The organism is Acinetobacter sp. YH12120, assembly GCF_013418795.1.
Classification (GTDB): Bacteria; Pseudomonadota; Gammaproteobacteria; order Pseudomonadales; family Moraxellaceae; genus Acinetobacter; species Acinetobacter towneri.
This window is the reverse complement of record NZ_VPBI01000004.1, coordinates 154,471-173,984: the sequence shown is the minus strand read 5'-3', so window position 1 is coordinate 173,984 and position 19,514 is coordinate 154,471. Positions and strand designations below refer to the sequence as shown.

Below are 19,514 nucleotides of genomic sequence, written 5' to 3'. Positions count from 1 at the left end.
GTGATTAAATGGAATTTAAAGCATCCATGGAATACAAATATAAGTTAGCCAAGCTACAGTACGACAAAGAAAAAAATGAAGAGTTGATTAAACGTCAACGTAAACGTGCGGGGCAGGTTTTTCCGAAACAACTGGAAGTTGAGTTTTGGCAACAGCATCTTGAACAAGCTCGGCACAACATTAACCAATATTTTTGGTCGGGCGTACTCATCTACTTTATTATCACCGTGCTGATGATTACTGGGGATTATTGGATTATTGATCGTAATTTTTTTAAACACGATTTTATCCACTCTTTACTAGGCTTGGTCAATGGCGCGTTTTGCTTACTGACCCTGTTCTTTTTTGCCCATTATAAAATTTTGCGCCCGTATTATGCCTATGCCGCCATGGCTATGATTTTTTGGGCCATTGTGTCGATGACCTGGCTGACCATGACGGTGCATACCGAAGTGTTTAGACACCAAGCCATGATGATCATCAGCATGATTTATATTATGGGTTTTGTACTGACGGGGGTGAAGCCGTTTCACATGCTGCTGACTGGGTTAATGGCGGCTGTGGTTGCCATGATTATACTATTAACCTTGTATATTCCAATTGATGTGATGGTGATGGGGCGGGTGTTGGTTGGCAGTACGGTAGTGGGTTTTTTAATCAGTAAAATGCTGTGTACCCGTGAGCGGATGATTTTTTTGGTCATGCACCAAGCCCGACTTAGTGAAAAAATTAACCGTATTCATGCTGAAGAATTGTTGCATTTAAGTCAGCATGACGCGCTGACTAAAGTATCCAACAGACGTACTTTTGATGAAATGCTGGACAGCTATTTCGAACAGGCACGGCATGATGAAGTGCCATTGTCTTTACTCTTTATCGATGTCGATTTTTTTAAAAAATATAACGATCATTATGGGCATCAAAAGGGAGATGAAGTCATTTCAGCGATTGCCAAATCCATTAAAGACTCAATTCGTCACATGGATTTTGTTGCGCGTTATGGTGGTGAAGAATTTGTGGTGTTATTGCCAGAAACCGATGCGCATGGTGCGTATGCTGTGGCTTCCAATATTTTTAAAGCGGTTGAGCGTTTAGCGATTCCACATAGTCAATCTTTGGTTGACAGTAATGTCACCATCAGTTTGGGCTTTACCGTCTATAAAGGTGAGGCGGACATTTTTAAAAGCGATTTCTTACAACGTGCAGACCAAGCCTTGTACCGTGCGAAACAGTTGGGACGTAATCAAATTTATTATCACACTTTGCAAGTGGAAGAGATGCTTTAAAAACTGTTTGTACTTAAAAAGATTTTACAGGTAGTAAGTTTCTGATTCAAAAATAAAAAAGCCGCTCAATTTGAGCGGCTTTCGATTTCACAAAATCATCACCAAGTGATTATTTGTTTTTGTCTTTCAATTGTGGCACTGCAGAACCTGAACCAATCGACAATAAGCCAGAATTGGTATAAAGACCCAATTTAGCGCGTGTATCGGTAATGTCTAGGTTACGCATAGTTAACTGACCAATACGATCCATTGGCGTAAACATTGAATCACCTTTCTCCATAGTTAAACGCTCAGCTTCATAAGTGAGGTTCGGAGATTCAGTGTTCATAATGGTATAGTCATTACCACGACGTAATTCTAAAGTCACTGTACCAGTAATTGCTTTAGCCACCCAACGCTGCGCAGTTTCACGTAACATTAACGCTTGAGAATCGAACCAACGACCTTGATACAATAAACGACCTAAACGTAAACCGTTAATGCGGTATTGTTCAATAGTATCTTCGTTGTGAATACCCGTAACCAAACGCTCATAAGCAATGTGCAATAACGCCATGCCTGGTGCTTCATAAATACCGCGAGATTTTGCTTCAATAATACGGTTTTCGATTTGGTCAGACATCCCCAAACCATGACGACCACCAATACGGTTCGCTTCAAGAATCAACTCAACAGGGTTTTCAAAACGCTGACCGTTTAATGCAACTGGCATACCTTCTTCAAAGGTAACCGACACTTCTTCGGCTTTAACTTCAACGTCATCTTTCCAGAACGCCACGCCCATGATTGGATCAACGATTTTGATGCCAGCATCTAGGTACTCAAGGTCTTTCGCTTCGTGTGTTGCACCTAGCATGTTTGAGTCAGTTGAATAAGCTTTTTCTTTTGACATTTTATAGTCAAAACCATTGTCGATAAGGAATTGTGACATTTCCGCACGACCGCCTAATTCATCAATAAAGGTTTGGTCTAACCACGGCTTATAAATTTTAAGCGCAGGATTAGTCAATAAACCATAACGATAGAAACGCTCAATATCGTTACCTTTATAGGTTGAACCATCACCCCAGATGTTTACGTCATCTTCTTTCATGGCAGTCACTAGCATTGTACCTGTTACTGCACGACCAAGCGGGGTGGTGTTAAAGTAAGGTATACCGCCTGTGCTGATATGGAATGCACCACATTGGATGGCAGCAATACCTTCCAAAGCCAACTGCATACGGCAGTCAACCAAGACTGCTTTTACCGCACCGTATTCTTCGGCTTTCTTTGGAATGGCATCATAGTCATCTTCATCTGGCTGACCCAAGTTTGCGGTATACGCATATGGTTCAGCGCCTTTTTGCTTCATCCACAATAAAGCAGCTGAAGTATCTAGACCACCAGAAAAGGCGATACCGACTTTTTTGCCTACTGGTACATTCTGCAAGATAGTTGCATTATCAGTCATTGCTAGTCCTAACTTTTTTAAAATAGGCACCACATTTGGTGGCCAAGGAGAATTCTAAACTGCAAATTATAGCACTCTTTAAAATGCTTGTTTTCGTTAAAAAAGCGCATTTGATAAAAAAATCAGGTTCAGGCTTAAATTTTCATTTAGAAATGGCAAACTTGGTATAGATGTTGAAGATCAAAACCTGCAATTGGGATGGTGCAGAATAAAATCACTTTTACTTTTGGGCGGTTTTATATCAAGTTTATATCAAGAATAGTTAGGGTCTATTGCCAAGTTTCATAACGCAATCTGAGAAAGTTTTAGCCACATGAGCAAGAACAAAGCACTGCTTTGTTTGCTGCGCAAGGGGACAAGCATATTTTTTGCTGCTATTGCGTTATGAGTCAGTCATTTAGAATGACTAAATTTCCTGCCTCATGCCTTATATCAGCTAAAAAACCTTGCGAGATATATCTCTCACGTCGCAAACATAGAAGAAGTGTCAACAGACCCTATAAATTGACGTTTGCGCCACACAGTCGAACTTTAGAGTCATAAACAGTTTATAAAAATCGGTTAAAGTATTCATGCAACAAGTTGCAAAGCTCATTATATAAGGACTCATCATGACAACTCGCTATGCAAATATTCTAAAACCATTACATTTAGGATTTACCACCATTAAAAACCGTGTCGTGATGGGTTCAATGCACACGGGTTTGGAAGATCGTTTTTATAATTATCCAAAACTGGCTGCTTATTTTGGCGAACGTGCCAAAGGTGGCGTGGGTTTAATTATTACAGGTGGTATTTCACCTAACCGTCAAGGCTGGTTATTGCCTGCGGGCGGTACTATGAATACATTGGGCGATGTTGCACCACATCGATTAGTGACACATGCCGTACATAAGCATGGTGCGAAAATTTTAATGCAAATTCTGCATTCAGGACGCTATGGTTATCAACCATTTGTGGTGTCTGCAAGTCCGATTAAATCTCCAATTTCACCATTTAAACCACGTAAAATGAGTGAAAGACAAATTTTAAATACCATTGAAGATTATGCGAAAACAGCTAGTTTAGCCAAAATGGCAGGCTACGATGGTGTCGAAATTATGGGTTCGGAAGGCTATTTACTGAATCAGTTTTTAAGCCGTCATGTGAATCAGCGTGAAGACCAATGGGGCGGTACGATTGAAAACCGTATGCGTTTTGCTTTAGAAGTAGTCAAAGCCATTCGCGCCGAAGTGGGTGAAAAATTTATTATCTGCTTCCGCTTGTCGATGCTGGATTTAGTCCACGATGGCAATACCATGCACGAAGTGATTACCGTTGCCAAAGCCTTAGAGCATGCGGGTGTGAACTTGCTCAATACAGGGATTGGCTGGCATGAAGCGCGCATTCCAACCATCGTGACTTCTGTGCCACGCGCAGCTTTTGTTGATTACACCGCAGAAGTGAAAAAACACGTTGAGATTCCTGTAATTGCATCCAACCGTATTAATATGCCTGATACTGCAGAAGAAATATTGGCAGCGGGTAAAGCTGATATGATTCAAATGGCACGACCATTGTTGGCAGATGCGTTTTGGGTCAATAAAACTGCGACCAATCGTGTCAATGAAATTAACACCTGTATTGCCTGTAACCAAGCGTGTTTAGATCATACCTTTAAAAATCAGCGTGCGACTTGTTTGGTCAATCCGCGTGCAGCCTATGAAACTGAATTGGTCTATGAAAAAACCAAGCAACCGAAGCGTATTGCAGTTGTCGGTGGTGGTGTTGCGGGAATGTCTGCTGCTACAGTTGCTGCTAGTCGTGGGCACCATGTGACTTTATTTGAAGCCAGCAACGAAGTGGGCGGTCAATTCAACTTGGCAAAAGTCGTGCCGGGCAAAGAAGAATTTCACGAAACCATTCGCTACTTTAAAGTGCAAATTGAAAAAACTGGGGTCGATTTGCGTTTAAATACCAAAGTCAACCGCGAGCAACTCGAACGTGAAGGTTTTGATGAAGTGGTCATTGCAACAGGTGTAGTACCACGTGCTTTAAAAATTGAAGGCAGCGATGCACCGCAAGTATTGTCTTATGCAGAAGTATTACGTGGTGCACCTGTTGGACAAAAAGTCGCTGTGATTGGTGCAGGCGGTATCGGTTTTGATGTGTCGGAGTTTTTACTGAAACCTGAACATCAGCCACAACCGCAGCCTTTGGCAGATTGGCAGCGTGAGTGGGGAGTCGATCCGAATCCTAACTATGTGACTGAAGGTGGTATGCTTGCTCCAGAAGTTCATCCCCCAGTCCGTGAAATTTATTTATTGCAACGTAAGACGACAGCTTTAGGTGCAGGTTTGGGTAAAACTTCAGGATGGGTACATCGTGCACAGTTGAAAAAACATGCGGTGCGTATGCTACGTGGTGTGCAATATAAAGCCATCAGCAATGAAGGCTTGTGGATTGAAATGGCAGGTCAAGACCAATTGTTACGTGTAGATAGCATTGTAGTCTGTGCAGGGCAGGAGTCGGTTAAAGATTTAATGCCTGCGGCAGATGAAAATACTTTGGCTAACTATCATATTATTGGTGGTGCAAAGCTTGCTGCAGAGTTAGATGCAAAACGTGCGATACGTGAAGGGGCTGAATTGGCTGCTAAACTTTAAAAAGTGAGGTGGCTATGCTGTTGTTTTGATGAACTTTAGCGCTGATTTGGTGAAACAATATTCACTTGAGTGCTTGAGTGGTATTTTTTACTTGTCATCAAATCAAAAGCTTCGTATCATGGCCCACATGGAAGCGTGGCAGAGCGGTTTAATGCACCGGTCTTGAAAACCGACGAGGGCGCGAGTCCTCCGTGAGTTCGAATCTCACCGCTTCCGCCAAATATCAATGACTTAGCCCTGACATATTCAGGGCTTTGTTGTTTCTAGGGTTATGCAACGTAAGCCTGTAGTAAGCAAAAAATATTTAATTTTGAAATACTAATTATCAAATTGCTTGAATTGTTTCTAATATATAAGATGTGCTTATCTTCAGAACAACAATTTAGAAGTTAAGTTATGGACATTTTTGAGTTTGTTAGTAGTTACAAGAATCACCCAGTTTTATTTGTGGGTACTGGTCTAAGTCTTCGATATTTAAATAACTCTTTTAATTGGGAAGGGCTTTTGAAGTATGTAGCTATTGATCTCTATGGCACCGATGAAAAATTTTATGATATGAAGAACAAGGTGCATAAGACCCATGATAGCATACGCGCCAACTTAAGGCTTAAATTGTTGAAATATATTATAATTATCGCTTGAAAAATAAAAAAGGTGGTTGTATTTATTAATGCGCTAACACAAAACACAACTACCGTGGCGTATCATGATTCATTTTCAACAGTTATTACAAGTACTTCCTTCAAATATTGAACAAATGGCGATCAATTGTAATGCTTTTCAACGGGCTAGAAAAATTAAATGTAAGCGTCCGCTGAACCCCATGCCTATTTTTTAATTTGAGTTGGATTTCCAGCGATGTGGCAGTAATTCTTCTATTTGGGTCGCTTTATGCGTCGGCAGCCTTTTCAGTACAGTAAGCATCCGCTGAACCCCATAGCTTTTTTTAATTCGATTCAGGTTTCCAGCGGTGCGGCAGCAATTCTTCAATTTGGGTCACTTTATGTGTCGGCAGCCTTTTCAGCACATCACTTAAATAGGCATACGGATCCAAGCCATTCAGCTTTGCTGACTAGATTAAAGTCATGATATTCGCCGCTCGCTGACCACTGCGCAGCGAACCTGCAAACAGCCAGTTCTTGCGCCCCAACGCCCAGGGACGCATCTGATTCTCTACCCAATTGTTGCATATCGGTAGATTGCCATCATCCAGATAGCGGCTTAAGGCTGGCCAACGCTTCAGAGTGTAATTGATGGCCTTGGCGGTGGGAGAACTCGATGGCACCGTCAGATGATGTTGGTTGAGCCATTCATATAGTTGTTGCATCACCGGTTGGCTATGCTGTTGTCGGTATTCGCGGCGGTCTTCCGCTGTACCATCCGTCTTTTTCCTGAGTTCTGCTTCTATGGCATACAGTTTCTGAATCAGCACTAATGCCTGTTCAGCGACCTGACTTTTCCCGGTCACATGCAGTTCATGGAATTTACGACGTGCATGGGCCATGCAGCCCACCTTAATGACCTGGCCTGATTTGAAGCGTGCTTTATAACCACTGTAATCATCACAGACTAGATAGCCCTGCCAGCCTTTCAAGAACTCTGTCAACGGCAATTTAAAACTGACCCCTTTGATCTCGTATTAAGTTTCAACCTGTGGCTGAATCCCTATTCTTTTTTTATCCTTCAAACGATAACTCTCACCCGATGGAATTTAAAACCTTAAAGCCAGCATTAAAAAGTTTTATTGGTACTTTATTTGAAGATAATCCGTATCAATTCCAACCTGTTTTTCGAGGTTTTTATTTTACCAGTGCTTTACAGGAATGCAGCATCGAAAGCCCGATGACAGAAAGTATTGCACAAGAATTTCAACTGCAGCAGCTTGCAAGCCCTTTTCAGGACGAAGAAAAAAGTTCGATTGCCCCAAATCATGGTTATTTTTTACAAGGTTTGTTTTCCAATGTGATTTTGCGTGATCAACATTTGGTGAAACAACATATTAATCCTGCGAAAAAACGTCAGCGATATATGGCGTTTACTGCTGCATTACTTGGTGTTGGATTGTTGCTCAGTGTTTGGGTGTGGTCATATCGTCATAACCAACAACTCATTGCCGATGTTCAGGCAGACTTAGATCAAGTTATACGACTGGAAAAAACTTTTGGACAGGTTTTATCCACACAACTCGAAAGCTTATTAATTTTACAAGCACGTCTGCAACAGTTGGATGGGTTTTTCGAACAACGTCCACTTAAGTTCAGTTTTGGCTTATATCAGGGCAAGAAGTTACGCGAACAGCTCAAAGTTGAATATCTAAAAGGCGTTCAGCAGATTGTATTGTTGCCAACCCAGCAAAATATCGCGCAATACTTACAGCGTGTCCAACAAGATGCGGCAACACTCAAAGCGCATCATATACATGCAAAAACGCAGCAAGTTGCGAAAACTCAACCATATTTAGAGCCTTCCGTGCAAAATCCGCAAGATGCTTATAATGCGTTAAAGGCTTATTTAATGCTGACGAATCCTGAATATCGGGAGAACAGTCATTTAAGTGATCAGATTTCACGTTTTTGGCGCACTTGGTTGGATGCTCATCTTGGGGAAATGCCACGTACTGACATGATTCAGCAGGCAGAAAAAATCCTGTCTTATGCCATGACACTCGCTCATCAGGACGATTTTCCTGTACTGGAAAGTGATGCACAAATGGTCGATCAAACTCGTCAAGTGCTGTTGTCGGTCATTCAGGGAATGCCTGCACGAGATCGGGTATATAACGAAATAAAAATGCGTGCAGCAGTACGTTTTCCTGCGCTAACAGTCAGTCAAATTGTGGGGGAGCAACACAGTCGCATTGTTTTAGGCAGTCATGCTTTGCCTGGCATTTTTACGCAGCAGGCGTGGAGTGAATATGTCGAACAAGCAATTGATCAGGCAGCCAATCAGCCAACGGACAGCAAAGATTGGGTACTCAATAGCCGTCAGTCAGATGATCTGACTTTTTCAGGAAGTCCTGAACAAATCCGTAAACAATTGCTGAGCTTGTATCAGCAAGAATATGTAAGTGAATGGAAGAAATTCCTAAATGGTATTCACTATGCCAAAACAGATCAGTTCAGCCAGCAAGTGAAACAGCTTGATTTGTTGGGAGAGCCGCAAAACTCGCCAATTCGCAAGTTATTGCAACGTATTGCAGTGGAAACCAATTGGGATAATCCAATTGTGCAAGCTGAACTTGCTGTGCCTGAACAAGGATTTATGGCGTGGTTTAAAGACAAAGTGCTGCGTCAATCTAATGACAAAGCTGCAGCGCAGGCAGCTCTAAAAGCGCAAGGTGCGATTTCTCAAGAATACCAAATGTTTTATCAACTGCTGCGTAAACGTGACGATTTACAGGATCAATCTCTGTTTGATGTGTATATGAACAACCTTGCACAGGTGCGCAGCAAGTTAAATGATCTTCAAACGGCAGGGGAAATTGGACCAAGTGCAATGGCATTGTTCAAACAAACCATCCATGATCAAAACTCGGTCTTTAATACAACGCAAAAATATGTCGATGAAAAAATGATGGTGGGTTTAAAAGAGGCTGACCAACAATTATTACAAAAACTGTTGATGACACCGCTAACTCAATCTTTTGCAAGTTTAATTGTACCGACACAAGATGAAATTAATAAATTATGGCGTATTCAAGCCTATCAACCGTTTGCAACACATTTAGGTCAGAAATATCCATTTCATTCAGGGGGGACTTTACAGGCAACCAGTCAGGAAATGGGACAAATTTTTGGTGAAACAGGAAGTATTGCTGGCTTTGTCAAAGACACTTTAGATCCGTTGTTGATTCGTCGTGGTTATGTCTTAACTTCAAAAACATGGAAAGATTTAGGCTTAAATTTAAATCCTCAGTTTGTGATGGCATTTCCGCAATATGTTGCGCCAATTCATGGTATGGCAACAGGACGTTTAGATCAGCCTGCAACATCTGCTGTTTCAAATCAATCCAATTTCCAATTTTATCCATTACAACACCCACAATTTTTATCGTATAGCATCGATATTGATGGTCAGCGAATGCAGTTTGAAAATGGAATTCAACAATGGGTCAACTTTGTGTGGCCCAATCCAGGCGCAATTCCCGGCGTGCGTATTAGTGCAGTCGATTTAAACGGTCAGTCGCATACTATTTTTGAAGCACCGGGCGAATATGGCATTAACCGTTTAATTGATGCTGCACAGCGCAAAGAGCAAAACGGTCACTTTGAAATGACTTGGGTCAGTAAAACGGAACCATCTTTATCTTTAAAAGTGAATTTCCGACTCATTAGCGGACATAGCTCGGGCAATATTGGTTCAAGTCGTGGTTATGTGGGGTTGCAGTTGGTCGATCAAGTCACCACGACCAAAGCACTTCTTGTGGTTGCTGCACAAACGACAGCAATGAGTCCCGCACAAACAGCGGCTACGCAGTCTAAAACTACAATGTCTGCACAAGTGGGAGGCGTTCCGCAATGATCAAGAGAAATAACACTTGGCAAAAGGCGTGGTGGGTATGCAAGCAGTAAAAACCGTACCTTTATATTATGGAAAAATACCTGCCCGTGGTGATTTTATAAAGTCTAAAGGGCAATCGGAACTCATTCAGCAGCTCGATCAGTGGATTAGTAATGCACTGGAACATGCCATGCAGAGCGCAGATTTTAAACAGCGTTATGCAACTTTGCCTGCTTTAGATTTTTTGATTGCCCATCCAGCAGAACCAATGTTTTTAGCTGTTAATTTAAAGGCGAGCCAAGATAGCTCGGGGCGGGCATTTCCAATGCTACTGGGGCAGTTGTTTGAGGTCGAACAGCCGAGTCAAAAGTTATTATTTGTGCCGTTTTTTTACAAAGCTATTTGGACTGATTTATTGCAACGCAATCAGGTCTTAAGCAATATCTGTGATCCCAATATGTCATTTGAACTGTTGAATCAATTGCCGAATAGGGTTCAACTTTTGAGTGCAGAAGAATACCAAGACTTTTATGAAAAACACAGCACGCATTCATTGGCACAATTAATGAAAATCAGTGTCAATGACTTGGCTCAGAGTATGATTGGGTTGGGACTTTTACTGCAACCCGTCCTCAAAAATGGCACTCGTCGTTTAAACAAAGTGATGATTTTACCGCTGAATCATCCGCGATATTGCTTTGAAATCGCAGCATTTTGGATGGGCATGATCGGGCGGTTTTTAGGCGCGCATCATACTGAAATTTTGCTGGGGATACTACATTTTGAGGCACCCATTTTGATCATTGATTTTCAGGGGGCTGATGTCATGACGCTGCGCGATCTATTTATTCAAAATATGCAGGGTGAACATTGGGTTTCTTTAATTCAAGCCACTTGGATTGATGCTTATTTAGAACAAAATGCAGGTCTTGCAACATTGGAACAATTACTTTGTCAGCGGCAGTTAAATCTTAACCAAGCATTAAAGCTGTTTAGAAAAATTTTTTTAGATGAATAAATATGAAAAATAATCAAAAACGTATTCGCGTAAGTCTACTTATTGGCTTGTGTTTTTTAGTCCAAAGTCATTTGATCTATGCAGCGCCCATTGTTATAGAAGGTGTGGTGCCAAACGAAGCAAGTAAACAAGCCATTTTGGCGAAAATGCAAGCTGTGTATGGTGAATCGCAGGTGTTAGATAAAATTCAAGTCCGTGCAGTTGCTGCACCGAATGGTTGGGATGATTCAGTCACTCGTATGATTACAGCAGAGTTAAAAAAGATTTCTCAAGGGCAGTTACGTGTGAAAGGGACTCAAGTTGATTTGAAAGGAAAAGTGAATGCTGCTCATCAAATTCAAGCCACGACAGCAAATTTTCAGGCTTTGGTACAGCAGCCTTATCGTTTGAACACACAGCTTTCGGGGAGTCAGTATGAACAAAAAATGCTGGATGCTGCGCTCAAAAACAGGATTGTTGAGTTTGAATCGGGCAGTGCAATTTTGACTGACGTAGGGCAAAAAATTCTGGATGAAATGGCTGTGGCATTGAAGCAAGTTGGCACCCAAAAAGTGAAAATTGTTGGACATACAGACAGTTCGGGCGATGCGCATAAAAATATAGTGTTAAGCCAATCACGTGCAGGCGCGGTAAAAAATTATTTGATCGATAAAGGTATTGCGATAACGCATTTAAGCACCGAAGGTCAAGGTTCTAATCAGCCTGTCGCAGACAATACAACGCCACAAGGACGTAAGAAAAATCGACGTATTGAATTTGAGGTGCTTTGATTAGTTGATATTGAGCAAGGCGGAAGTTGAGCGTCATGTCCTGATCTTTAGAGCATCTGTGTGTAAACAGATGGCATAGAAAATAAAAACAGCATCAATCATTCAGTAATTTCCACAGTGAGAGTGCTTTGTGCAATTTAAAGCACGAATCTTGAATACATTGATCTGAAATAGAGGCTTTAAATCAACATTCGGAAGTTTTACTGCCGAAACGCGCCAAGAAAACCATTTTCCATCTAGCTGATTATGGCATTTCACAGTAGAATATGCGCTCTCTTCAAGTCACATTGTGGCATGGTCCAAAAGATCAGCCCGTGGAGCCAAAATCAGCATGTTTATCGTTGCCGGTGCACCTGCACATTCATCTTTTAAGAAAACTCAACTCTTAAACCGTTTAGCGTCAATGAGTTCTGTTCAATCTTTCGATAGCCAATGGGTTTATTTATTTGACCAAGCGCTCGACGAGCAACAACAGCAATCTGCTTTACAGCTTTTAAACGATGGTGCATCTTTTGAATTACGCCAAGCTGCAAGTGATGAAGTTCAAATTTTAGTGACACCACGTGTGGGCACAATTTCTCCTTGGTCATCAAAAGCAACCGATATTTTTGCCAACTGTAATACGCCTGTACACCGCCTAGAACGCGGTGTTTTGTTTACCTTAAAAGGTATTGCAGACGTTTCAAACGAAGTAAAACAAGTATTGCATGACCGCATGACCGAAAGTGTGTTTAACCACATTAACGATGCTGCAGCGTTATTTGTTGAAACTGAACCAAAACCTTTAAATAGCATTGATATTTTGGGTGAAGGCAAAGCGGCATTGGTAAAAGCCAACAGTGAGTTTGGTTTTGCCTTGTCTGATGAAGAAATTGATTATTTAACCGAAGCATTTATCAAGTTAGGCCGTAATCCGCATGACATTGAATTGATGATGTTTGCACAAGCCAACTCTGAGCACTGCCGTCACAAAATCTTTGGTTCTGAATGGACAATTGATGGCGAAGTACAGCCATTGTCATTGTTCCAAATGATCAAAAATACTTATAAAGAATCACCAACAGACGTATTGTCGGCTTACAAAGACAACGCTTCGGTGATTGTTGGTTTTGATACGCAGCGTTTCTATCCGAAAAAAGATGCTGCAACAGGTCACTACGTTTATAAATATAAGAGCCAAGCTGCCCACATTCTTATGAAAGTGGAAACACACAACCACCCAACTGCAATTGCACCATTTGCAGGTGCTGCGACAGGTTCGGGTGGTGAAATCCGTGATGAAGGCGCGACAGGTCGTGGTGGTAAACCAAAAGCAGGTTTAACAGGCTTTACAGTATCGAATTTAAATATTCCTGGTTTTGAACAGCCTTGGGAAGAAAACTATGGCAAGCCTTCACGTATGGCATCGCCATTACAAATTATGATTGAAGGCCCATTGGGCGGTGCAGCGTTTAACAACGAATTTGGTCGTCCTGCGTTAAATGGTTACTTCCGTACTTTCGAGCAAAACGTGAATGGTGAAGTAAAAGGCTTCCATAAACCAATCATGATTGCAGGTGGTTACGGCAACATTCGTCCAGACCATGTCGAAAAAGACCCAATTCAGCCAGGCGATTTATTAATCGTTTTAGGCGGCCCTGCGATGTTGATCGGTTTAGGCGGTGGCGCTGCATCTTCTGTAGATAGCGGAACCATGGGTGAAAACCTTGACTTTGCTTCAGTACAACGTGAAAACCCAGAAATGGAACGTCGTTGCCAAGAAGTAATTGATACGTGCTGGCGTTTGGAAGATGCTAACCCAATCGTATCAGTGCATGACGTGGGTGCAGGTGGTATTTCAAACGCAATGCCTGAGTTGGTGAATGATCACGAACTAGGTGCTGTACTTGATTTGCGTAAGATTCCATCTTTAGAACCAGGCATGTCACCAATGGAAATTTGGTCAAACGAAGCGCAAGAGCGTTATGTATTGGCCATCCGTCCAAGTTCTTTAGAATTATTTGAATCAATCTGTGCGCGTGAGCGTTGTCCGTTTGCAGTATTGGGTGAAGCGACAGAAGCGCGTCATTTAACGGTTGAAGATCCACTGTTCAATAACAAAGCTGTAGATATGCCAATGCAGGTCTTGTTAGGTGGTACGCCACGCATGAGCCGTTCTTATGAAAGCATTGAGCGTCAAGGTGATGATTTTGATGCAGCTCAAGTTACTGATCTGAAAGATGCGATTTACCGTGTCATCAAGAATCCAACTGTTGCTTCTAAATCATTCCTAATCACGATTGGTGACCGTTCAATTACAGGTATGGTTGCACGTGATCAGTTGGTTGGCCCATGGCAGGTGCCTGTTGCAGATGCAGCAGTAACCACTACCAGCTTGCAAGGCTTTACAGGTGAAGCAATGGCGATGGGTGAACGTCCACCTGTAGCTTTATTAAACCCTGCAGCATCTGCGCGTTTGGCAGTGGCAGAATCTATTTCCAATATCATGTCAGCCAAAATTGACCAGATCAGCGACATTAAATTATCTGCAAACTGGATGGCAGCAGCAGGTCAAAAAGTCGAAGACCAAGCTTTGTTTGAAGGTGTAAAAGCCATTGGTATGGAAATGTGTCCTGCGCTAGGAATTGCAATTCCAGTAGGTAAAGACTCATTGTCTATGCGTACCACTTGGAATGACGAAGGTGTTGATAAATCTGTAACTTCACCAATGTCAGGTGTAATTACTGCATTTGCACCAGTGACCGATGTACGTAAAACACTAACCCCTGAATTGAAAAATACCGATTCAGTATTGGTACGTATTGACTTGTCTAAAGGTCAGTTCCGTTTAGGCGGTTCAATTTTAGCGCAAGTTTATAAAGCTATTGGTTCAGTAACACCAGATGTCGATAACTTTGACGAATTCAAAGCATTCTTTGCTTTGGTACAAGACTGGAATAACCGCGGCTTGATTCAAGCTTACCATGACATCGGTGATGGTGGTTTATTGGCAACTGTGACAGAAATGATGTTCGCTTCGCGTTTAGGCGTAGCGCTTGAAGATCAATCTGTTGCGGCATTGTTTGCTGAAGAAATTGGTGCAGTACTACAAATTTCTAAAGCGGATTGGGCTGACTTAGTTACTGAAGTTGCTGCATCTACTCTGAAAGATGCAATTTCGGTAGTCGGTACAGTTAATAACACCGACCAACTTGCTGTAAATGGCTTAGTGCTTGAGCGTGCTGATTTGCAAACGGCTTGGAGTGAAGTATCACACCAAATCCAGCGTTTACGTGACAACTCAGAAACTGCTGATCAAGAATTTGCCTTGATTACAGATAAGAACCACAAAGGCTTAATTGCTCAACCGACATTTGACTTAAATGAGCCAGTTGAAGCGCCATACATCAACACACGTCGTCCTAACATGGTGATTTTACGTGAACAAGGCGTAAACGGTCATGTAGAAATGGCGGCAGCATTTGACAAAGTCGGCTTTAACACCGTTGACGTACACATGAGTGACTTGCTTGCAGGGCGTGTCGATTTAGACGACTTTGAAGGCTTGGTTGCGTGTGGTGGTTTCTCTTACGGTGACGTCTTAGGTGCGGGCGGTGGCTGGGCAAAGTCAGTCTTGTTTAACCCGAAATTACGTGACCAGTTTGAGAAATTCTTTAACCGTCAAGAAACATTCTCACTGGGTATCTGTAACGGTTGTCAAATGTTGTCACAATTAGCACCACTCATTCCAGGTGCAGAAGCGTGGCCACGTTTCCATCGTAATACCTCAGAAGTGTTTGAAGCGCGTAGCGTTAATGTACGCGTGGAAAAATCGAATTCTGTATTATTGCAAGATATGGAAGGCTCGATTTTACCAATCGCGGTGGCGCATGGCGAAGGTCGTGTCGTTGCACCTGAAGCTAATTTGGCAGCCTTAAATGCAGGTAACCAAGTGATTTTACGTTATGTCGATAGCCACGGAAATGCGACTCAACATTATCCAATGAACCCGAATGGTTCGCCAGAAGGTATTTCAGGCGTAACTTCAAAAGATGGTCGTGCAACAATTATGATGCCGCACCCTGAACGTAATTTCCGTGCGCTTCAACATTCTTGGAAACCTGAAGAATGGACTGAAGATGGTGCATGGTTACGTATGTTCCGCAATGCGCGTAAATTTATTGGTTAAGATTTCACTCGCTTAATCTATAGCAGTCAGCCACCTTCGGGTGGCTGATTTTTTTGCTGTGAATATGCAACTTTTATATAGACGTGCATGTTTCCACCTAAATGAATCGTCGGCTTGCTGTTCAACAATTCTGCATTAATCTCAACAATCATAGTCATCCTAGACAACTCAAGCTATCATAAACAAGCAAACACACATGGGATGGCGTTATGAAAATCATTGCAGATGAAAATCTGGCATATACCGATTATTTCTTTGCAGATTTGGCAGAAATAGAGCACAAGGCTGGACGCCGTCTAACGCATCAAGATGTGCAAGATGCTGATGCGCTGCTAGTTCGTTCCGTCACCCAAGTGAATGCAGCATTGATTCAACAGACCGCGCTTCAATTTATTGGCAGCGCGACCATTGGCACAGACCACCTTGATATCCCAGCCATCGAGCAGCAGGGCATTGCATGGTCAAATGCGGCAGGTTGTAATGCGCAGGCGGTGAGTGAGTATGTGATTACCGCATTGCTTCATCTCGAGCCTGAATTACTACATGCCAATCAAAACTTTAAACTTGGCATTATTGGACTGGGCAATGTCGGCTCGCGCTTGGTCAAAATGGCACAATTATTAGGTTGGGATGTCATCGCATACGATCCATTTGTGCAGTTGCCCAATGTGCAGCAATGTGACTTAGATGCACTATTACAACAGGCAGATGCAATTTCCATTCATGTGCCATTAACAGAAACTGGTGAACATCCTACTCATCATTTAATTAATGCAGCGCGTTTGGCATGTATGAAGCCTCAAGCCATTCTGATTAATTCAGCGCGTGGGCCAGTGGTAGAAGAAGCGGCTTTAATGCAGGATATTCAACATACTCAGCGTTTAGTGGTATTAGATGTTTTTGAATATGAACCTGAAATCTCTGCAGAATTATTAGATTTGCTTGCTTTGGCAACCCCGCATATTGCAGGGTATAGCCTAGAAGGCAAGGCACGCGGCACACAAATGATTTATCAGGCTTTTTGTGAAAATTTTGGTTTAGATGCCACAAAACAATTTGAAACTCAATTGCCAAGCTGCGCGCAATATTTCAAAACCCAAGATTTGAAAAATAGTCTGCATGCACATTTAAGTCAAATTTATGATATTGCACAGGATGATGCCAATTTACGTGCCTGTGTCAAAGCGGGCAAAGTTGAGCAGCAGGCTTTTGATCATTTAAGAAAAACCTATCCTCTGCGTCGTGAATGGGCAGCACACGGAGGCCCGCAAGCATGAGTTCAAATCTCCAATATCAACCAACTTGCGACTTAAACAGCATGCGCGCACGTGCACAATTGTATGCACAAATACGCCAGTTTTTTGCGGAACGTGAAGTACTTGAAGTTGAAACGCCAATTTTGTCACAGGCAGGAGTGACAGATGTGCATTTGGCTTCAGTACAAGCACAGCGCCATGTGCAGGGCAAATTGCATACGCACTATTTACAGACCTCACCTGAATTTGCCATGAAGCGTTTATTGGCCAGTGGTAGTGGTGCTATTTATCAAATTTGCAAAGTCTTTCGTGATGATGAGCATGGACGTAAACACAACAGCGAATTTACCATGTTGGAATGGTATCGTCCCGAATTTAGCCTGAAAGAGCTTATGTTTGAGGTGACAGATTTACTTAATCTGACGTTAAAACAACGCTTTGGCGAAGTACGTCCAACAGTGTTGAGTTATAAACACGCATTTATGGATCGTTTGGATTTAAATCCTTTACAGGCAAGTCTGCAACAATTGAAAGACTGCTGTCATCGTGTGGGTTTGCATCTGGATTTGGGTGATGACCGTCTAGGCTACATCGACCTATTGTTTTCACATTTTGTAGAACCAAGTTTGGGCTTTGATGCTCCTGTATTTTTAACCGATTTTCCACCTGAATTAGCATCTTTGGCTAAAACCAGAACAGATGATGATGGGGAATTGGTCGCAGCCCGTTTTGAGCTATATATCGAAGGTTTAGAGCTTGCCAATGCCTATGATGAATTGATTGATGCTACTGTGCTGCGTTCTCGTTTTGAAGCCGATAATGCAGAACGCGCACAACTTGGTTTACATGTGATGCCAATTGATGAATATTTATTGGCTGCGTTGCCGAACATGCCTGAATGTTCAGGTATCGCCTTGGGCATAGATCGCTTATTGATGATTGCAACTGAGCAGATGCGTTTAGAGCAAGTGATTAGCTTTCCTGCGCAGCTTGCCTAAAAGCAAAAGACAGTTTCTTATTTCAAGAAGGATTTATTTGAGCTAAAAAGCCGTAGCTTCTATATTTTAGAAGATTACGGCTTTTCGATCAGAAATTTAGGCTGACTTAAATAGGTTAAGAATGATAGATCAAAGAACGCATGTAATGACGTTCTATAGACTTAAATAGCCTAAGCAGTAGCAGCCAAGTGACGTGCCTTTAATTGCTCAATCGCTTTAATGCGTCGTTCAATCAGCATTTCACCAATATCGGGGCCTTGGACATCGGCAGGTAAGTCTTGCGCCTTAATGCTGCGTACCACTTGAATCGCTTCCAAAATATAGCTCGCTTGCGGATAGTCACGATCTTCCAAACCTAAACGCCCACGAGAGTCACATTCACAGGCTTGTACAAAGGCTTCTACACGCTCAGGACGACGCAAGACATCCAAACGCTGTAATAAGCGCCATAACGTGCCAGGCTTTAAGCTCAATGCTTGGTGGCATTTTAAATGCTCTTTACATACAGCAAGTGCAAGTTGTTTGGTATTGGTCGGTACGCGCAGGCGTTCACACACTTCCGTTACAGGTCGAATCCCACGTTCTTCATGCATAATGTGCCGTGGTAATTCATCGGCAGGGGTCAAGGCCTTGCCTAAATCATGCAATAACACTGCAAAGCGTACATCGAGTGAGTAATTGGCACGACAGGCTTGTTGTAGTGACATCATGGTGTGCACACCACTGTCAATTTCAGGGTGATATTCAGGACGCTGTGGAATACCGAATAAAGCATCTAATTCAGGAAATAAAACTTTTAAAGCACCACAGGCACGCAACGTTTCAAAATAAACATCGGCACGTGCTTCCATTAAGGCGCGTGAAGTTTCTTTCCACACGCGTTCAGGTGTCAGCGCGTGTAACTCACCAGATTCTGCCAATTCTTGCATTAATAACAAGGTTTCAGGGGCAACCACAAAGCCTAAAGCATGATAACGTGCCGCAAAACGGGCAATGCGCAGTACTCGTAACGGGTCTTCTACAAATGCATTGGATACATGGCGCAGCACTTTATTGCACAAATCTTGCTGTCCACCGTAAGGGTCATAAACATTGCCATCGCTATCCATTGCCATGGCGTTAATGGTTAAGTCACGGCGGATTAAATCTTCTTCTAGAGTCACGCTTGGGTCGGTATGAAATTCAAAACCGTGATAACCATGTCCAGATTTGCGCTCTGTACGAGCAAGTGCATATTCATCTTTGGTTTCAGGATGAAGAAAAACAGGGAAATCTTTGCCCACAGGTTGAAAACCTTGAGCCAAAAGTTGTTCGGGCGTTGCGCCAACCACAACATAATCTTTTTCGTGATATGGATGCCCGAGTAAGTGATCTCGAACTGCACCGCCTACTAAATAAACTTGCATGAAAAAACCTCTAT

At 42.4% G+C, this 19,514-nt stretch carries 10 protein-coding genes, 1 tRNA gene and 2 pseudogenes; 9 read left to right on the top strand and 4 right to left on the bottom strand.

Annotated features, from left to right (window positions below; genetic code table 11):
• Positions 1-26 precede the first annotated feature (26 nt).
• Positions 27-1,286: a GGDEF domain-containing protein gene (locus FTU58_RS04525; protein ID WP_180062133.1), complete on the top strand. Its 1,260-nt coding sequence runs from the start codon at positions 27-29 to the stop codon at positions 1,284-1,286.
• A gap of 109 nt (positions 1,287-1,395) precedes the next feature.
• On the opposite strand, the gene argG is transcribed toward FTU58_RS04525, so the two are convergent.
• Positions 1,396-2,739 carry an argininosuccinate synthase gene (gene argG / locus FTU58_RS04520; protein ID WP_004972682.1) on the bottom strand — a complete coding sequence of 448 codons (1,344 nt, stop codon included), beginning with the start codon at positions 2,737-2,739 and terminating at the stop codon, positions 1,396-1,398.
• Between the two features lie 611 nt (positions 2,740-3,350).
• Here argG and FTU58_RS04515 point away from each other — a divergent pair.
• Positions 3,351-5,384 (top strand): NADPH-dependent 2,4-dienoyl-CoA reductase, encoded by a 2,034-nt coding sequence (locus FTU58_RS04515; protein ID WP_004972684.1) that lies wholly within the window; start codon positions 3,351-3,353, stop codon positions 5,382-5,384.
• 129 nt (positions 5,385-5,513) lie between these two features.
• Positions 5,514-5,603, top strand: a tRNA-Ser gene (locus FTU58_RS04510).
• Positions 5,604-6,330: 727 nt separating this feature from the next.
• Here FTU58_RS04510 and FTU58_RS04505 read toward each other — a convergent pair.
• Positions 6,331-6,984 (bottom strand): annotated as a pseudogene (locus tag FTU58_RS04505) (IS66-like element ISAba25 family transposase); the annotation flags it as partial.
• Positions 6,985-7,085: 101 nt separating this feature from the next.
• Between FTU58_RS04505 and FTU58_RS04495 the strand changes: the two are divergent.
• From FTU58_RS04495 to purL, 4 genes and pseudogenes are all read left to right on the top strand, one after another.
• Positions 7,086-9,905, top strand: a pseudogene (locus FTU58_RS04495) (ImcF-related family protein); the annotation flags it as partial.
• 37 nt (positions 9,906-9,942) lie between these two features.
• The gene (tagF, locus tag FTU58_RS04490; protein WP_180062132.1) at positions 9,943-10,902 is read left to right on the top strand and encodes a type VI secretion system-associated protein TagF; all 960 of its coding nucleotides are present in this window, start codon (positions 9,943-9,945) and stop codon (positions 10,900-10,902) included.
• Between the two features lie 2 nt (positions 10,903-10,904).
• Complete coding sequence (locus FTU58_RS04485) at positions 10,905-11,672, top strand: OmpA family protein (protein WP_180008701.1); 768 nt, start codon at positions 10,905-10,907, stop codon at positions 11,670-11,672.
• 331 nt (positions 11,673-12,003) lie between these two features.
• Entirely contained in the window at positions 12,004-15,840 is a 3,837-nt protein-coding gene (gene purL, locus FTU58_RS04480) for a phosphoribosylformylglycinamidine synthase (protein WP_180062131.1), read from the top strand.
• 26 nt (positions 15,841-15,866) lie between these two features.
• On the opposite strand, the gene FTU58_RS14040 is transcribed toward purL, so the two are convergent.
• Positions 15,867-15,998: a hypothetical protein gene (locus FTU58_RS14040; protein ID WP_256732322.1), complete on the bottom strand. Its 132-nt coding sequence runs from the start codon at positions 15,996-15,998 to the stop codon at positions 15,867-15,869.
• A 51-nt stretch (positions 15,999-16,049) separates the two neighbouring features.
• Between FTU58_RS14040 and FTU58_RS04475 the strand changes: the two genes are divergently transcribed.
• Complete coding sequence (locus tag FTU58_RS04475) at positions 16,050-17,117, top strand: 4-phosphoerythronate dehydrogenase (protein ID WP_004972744.1); 1,068 nt, start codon at positions 16,050-16,052, stop codon at positions 17,115-17,117.
• Complete coding sequence (gene epmA, locus FTU58_RS04470; RefSeq protein ID WP_096902381.1) at positions 17,114-18,094, top strand: EF-P lysine aminoacylase EpmA; 981 nt, start codon at positions 17,114-17,116, stop codon at positions 18,092-18,094. Before FTU58_RS04475 ends, epmA begins: the two co-directional genes overlap by 4 nt.
• Positions 18,095-18,264: 170 nt before the next feature.
• On the opposite strand, the gene FTU58_RS04465 is transcribed toward epmA, so the two are convergent.
• Complete coding sequence (locus tag FTU58_RS04465) at positions 18,265-19,500, bottom strand: multifunctional CCA addition/repair protein (protein ID WP_004972751.1); 1,236 nt, start codon at positions 19,498-19,500, stop codon at positions 18,265-18,267.
• Positions 19,501-19,514 lie beyond the last annotated feature (14 nt).

What these genes read in the sequence shown, in the direction of transcription:
- FTU58_RS04525 (WP_180062133.1), top strand. Translation starts at nt 27, where the DNA reads ATGGAATACAAATATAAGTTAGCCAAGCTACAGTACGACAAAGAAAAA.
- argG (WP_004972682.1), bottom strand. Translation starts at nt 2,739, where the DNA reads ATGACTGATAATGCAACTATCTTGCAGAATGTACCAGTAGGCAAAAAA.
- FTU58_RS04515 (WP_004972684.1), top strand. Translation starts at nt 3,351, where the DNA reads ATGACAACTCGCTATGCAAATATTCTAAAACCATTACATTTAGGATTT.
- tagF (WP_180062132.1), top strand. Translation starts at nt 9,943, where the DNA reads ATGCAAGCAGTAAAAACCGTACCTTTATATTATGGAAAAATACCTGCC.
- FTU58_RS04485 (WP_180008701.1), top strand. Translation starts at nt 10,905, where the DNA reads ATGAAAAATAATCAAAAACGTATTCGCGTAAGTCTACTTATTGGCTTG.
- purL (WP_180062131.1), top strand. Translation starts at nt 12,004, where the DNA reads ATGTTTATCGTTGCCGGTGCACCTGCACATTCATCTTTTAAGAAAACT.
- FTU58_RS14040 (WP_256732322.1), bottom strand. Translation starts at nt 15,998, where the DNA reads ATGACTATGATTGTTGAGATTAATGCAGAATTGTTGAACAGCAAGCCG.
- FTU58_RS04475 (WP_004972744.1), top strand. Translation starts at nt 16,050, where the DNA reads ATGAAAATCATTGCAGATGAAAATCTGGCATATACCGATTATTTCTTT.
- epmA (WP_096902381.1), top strand. Translation starts at nt 17,114, where the DNA reads ATGAGTTCAAATCTCCAATATCAACCAACTTGCGACTTAAACAGCATG.
- FTU58_RS04465 (WP_004972751.1), bottom strand. Translation starts at nt 19,500, where the DNA reads ATGCAAGTTTATTTAGTAGGCGGTGCAGTTCGAGATCACTTACTCGGG.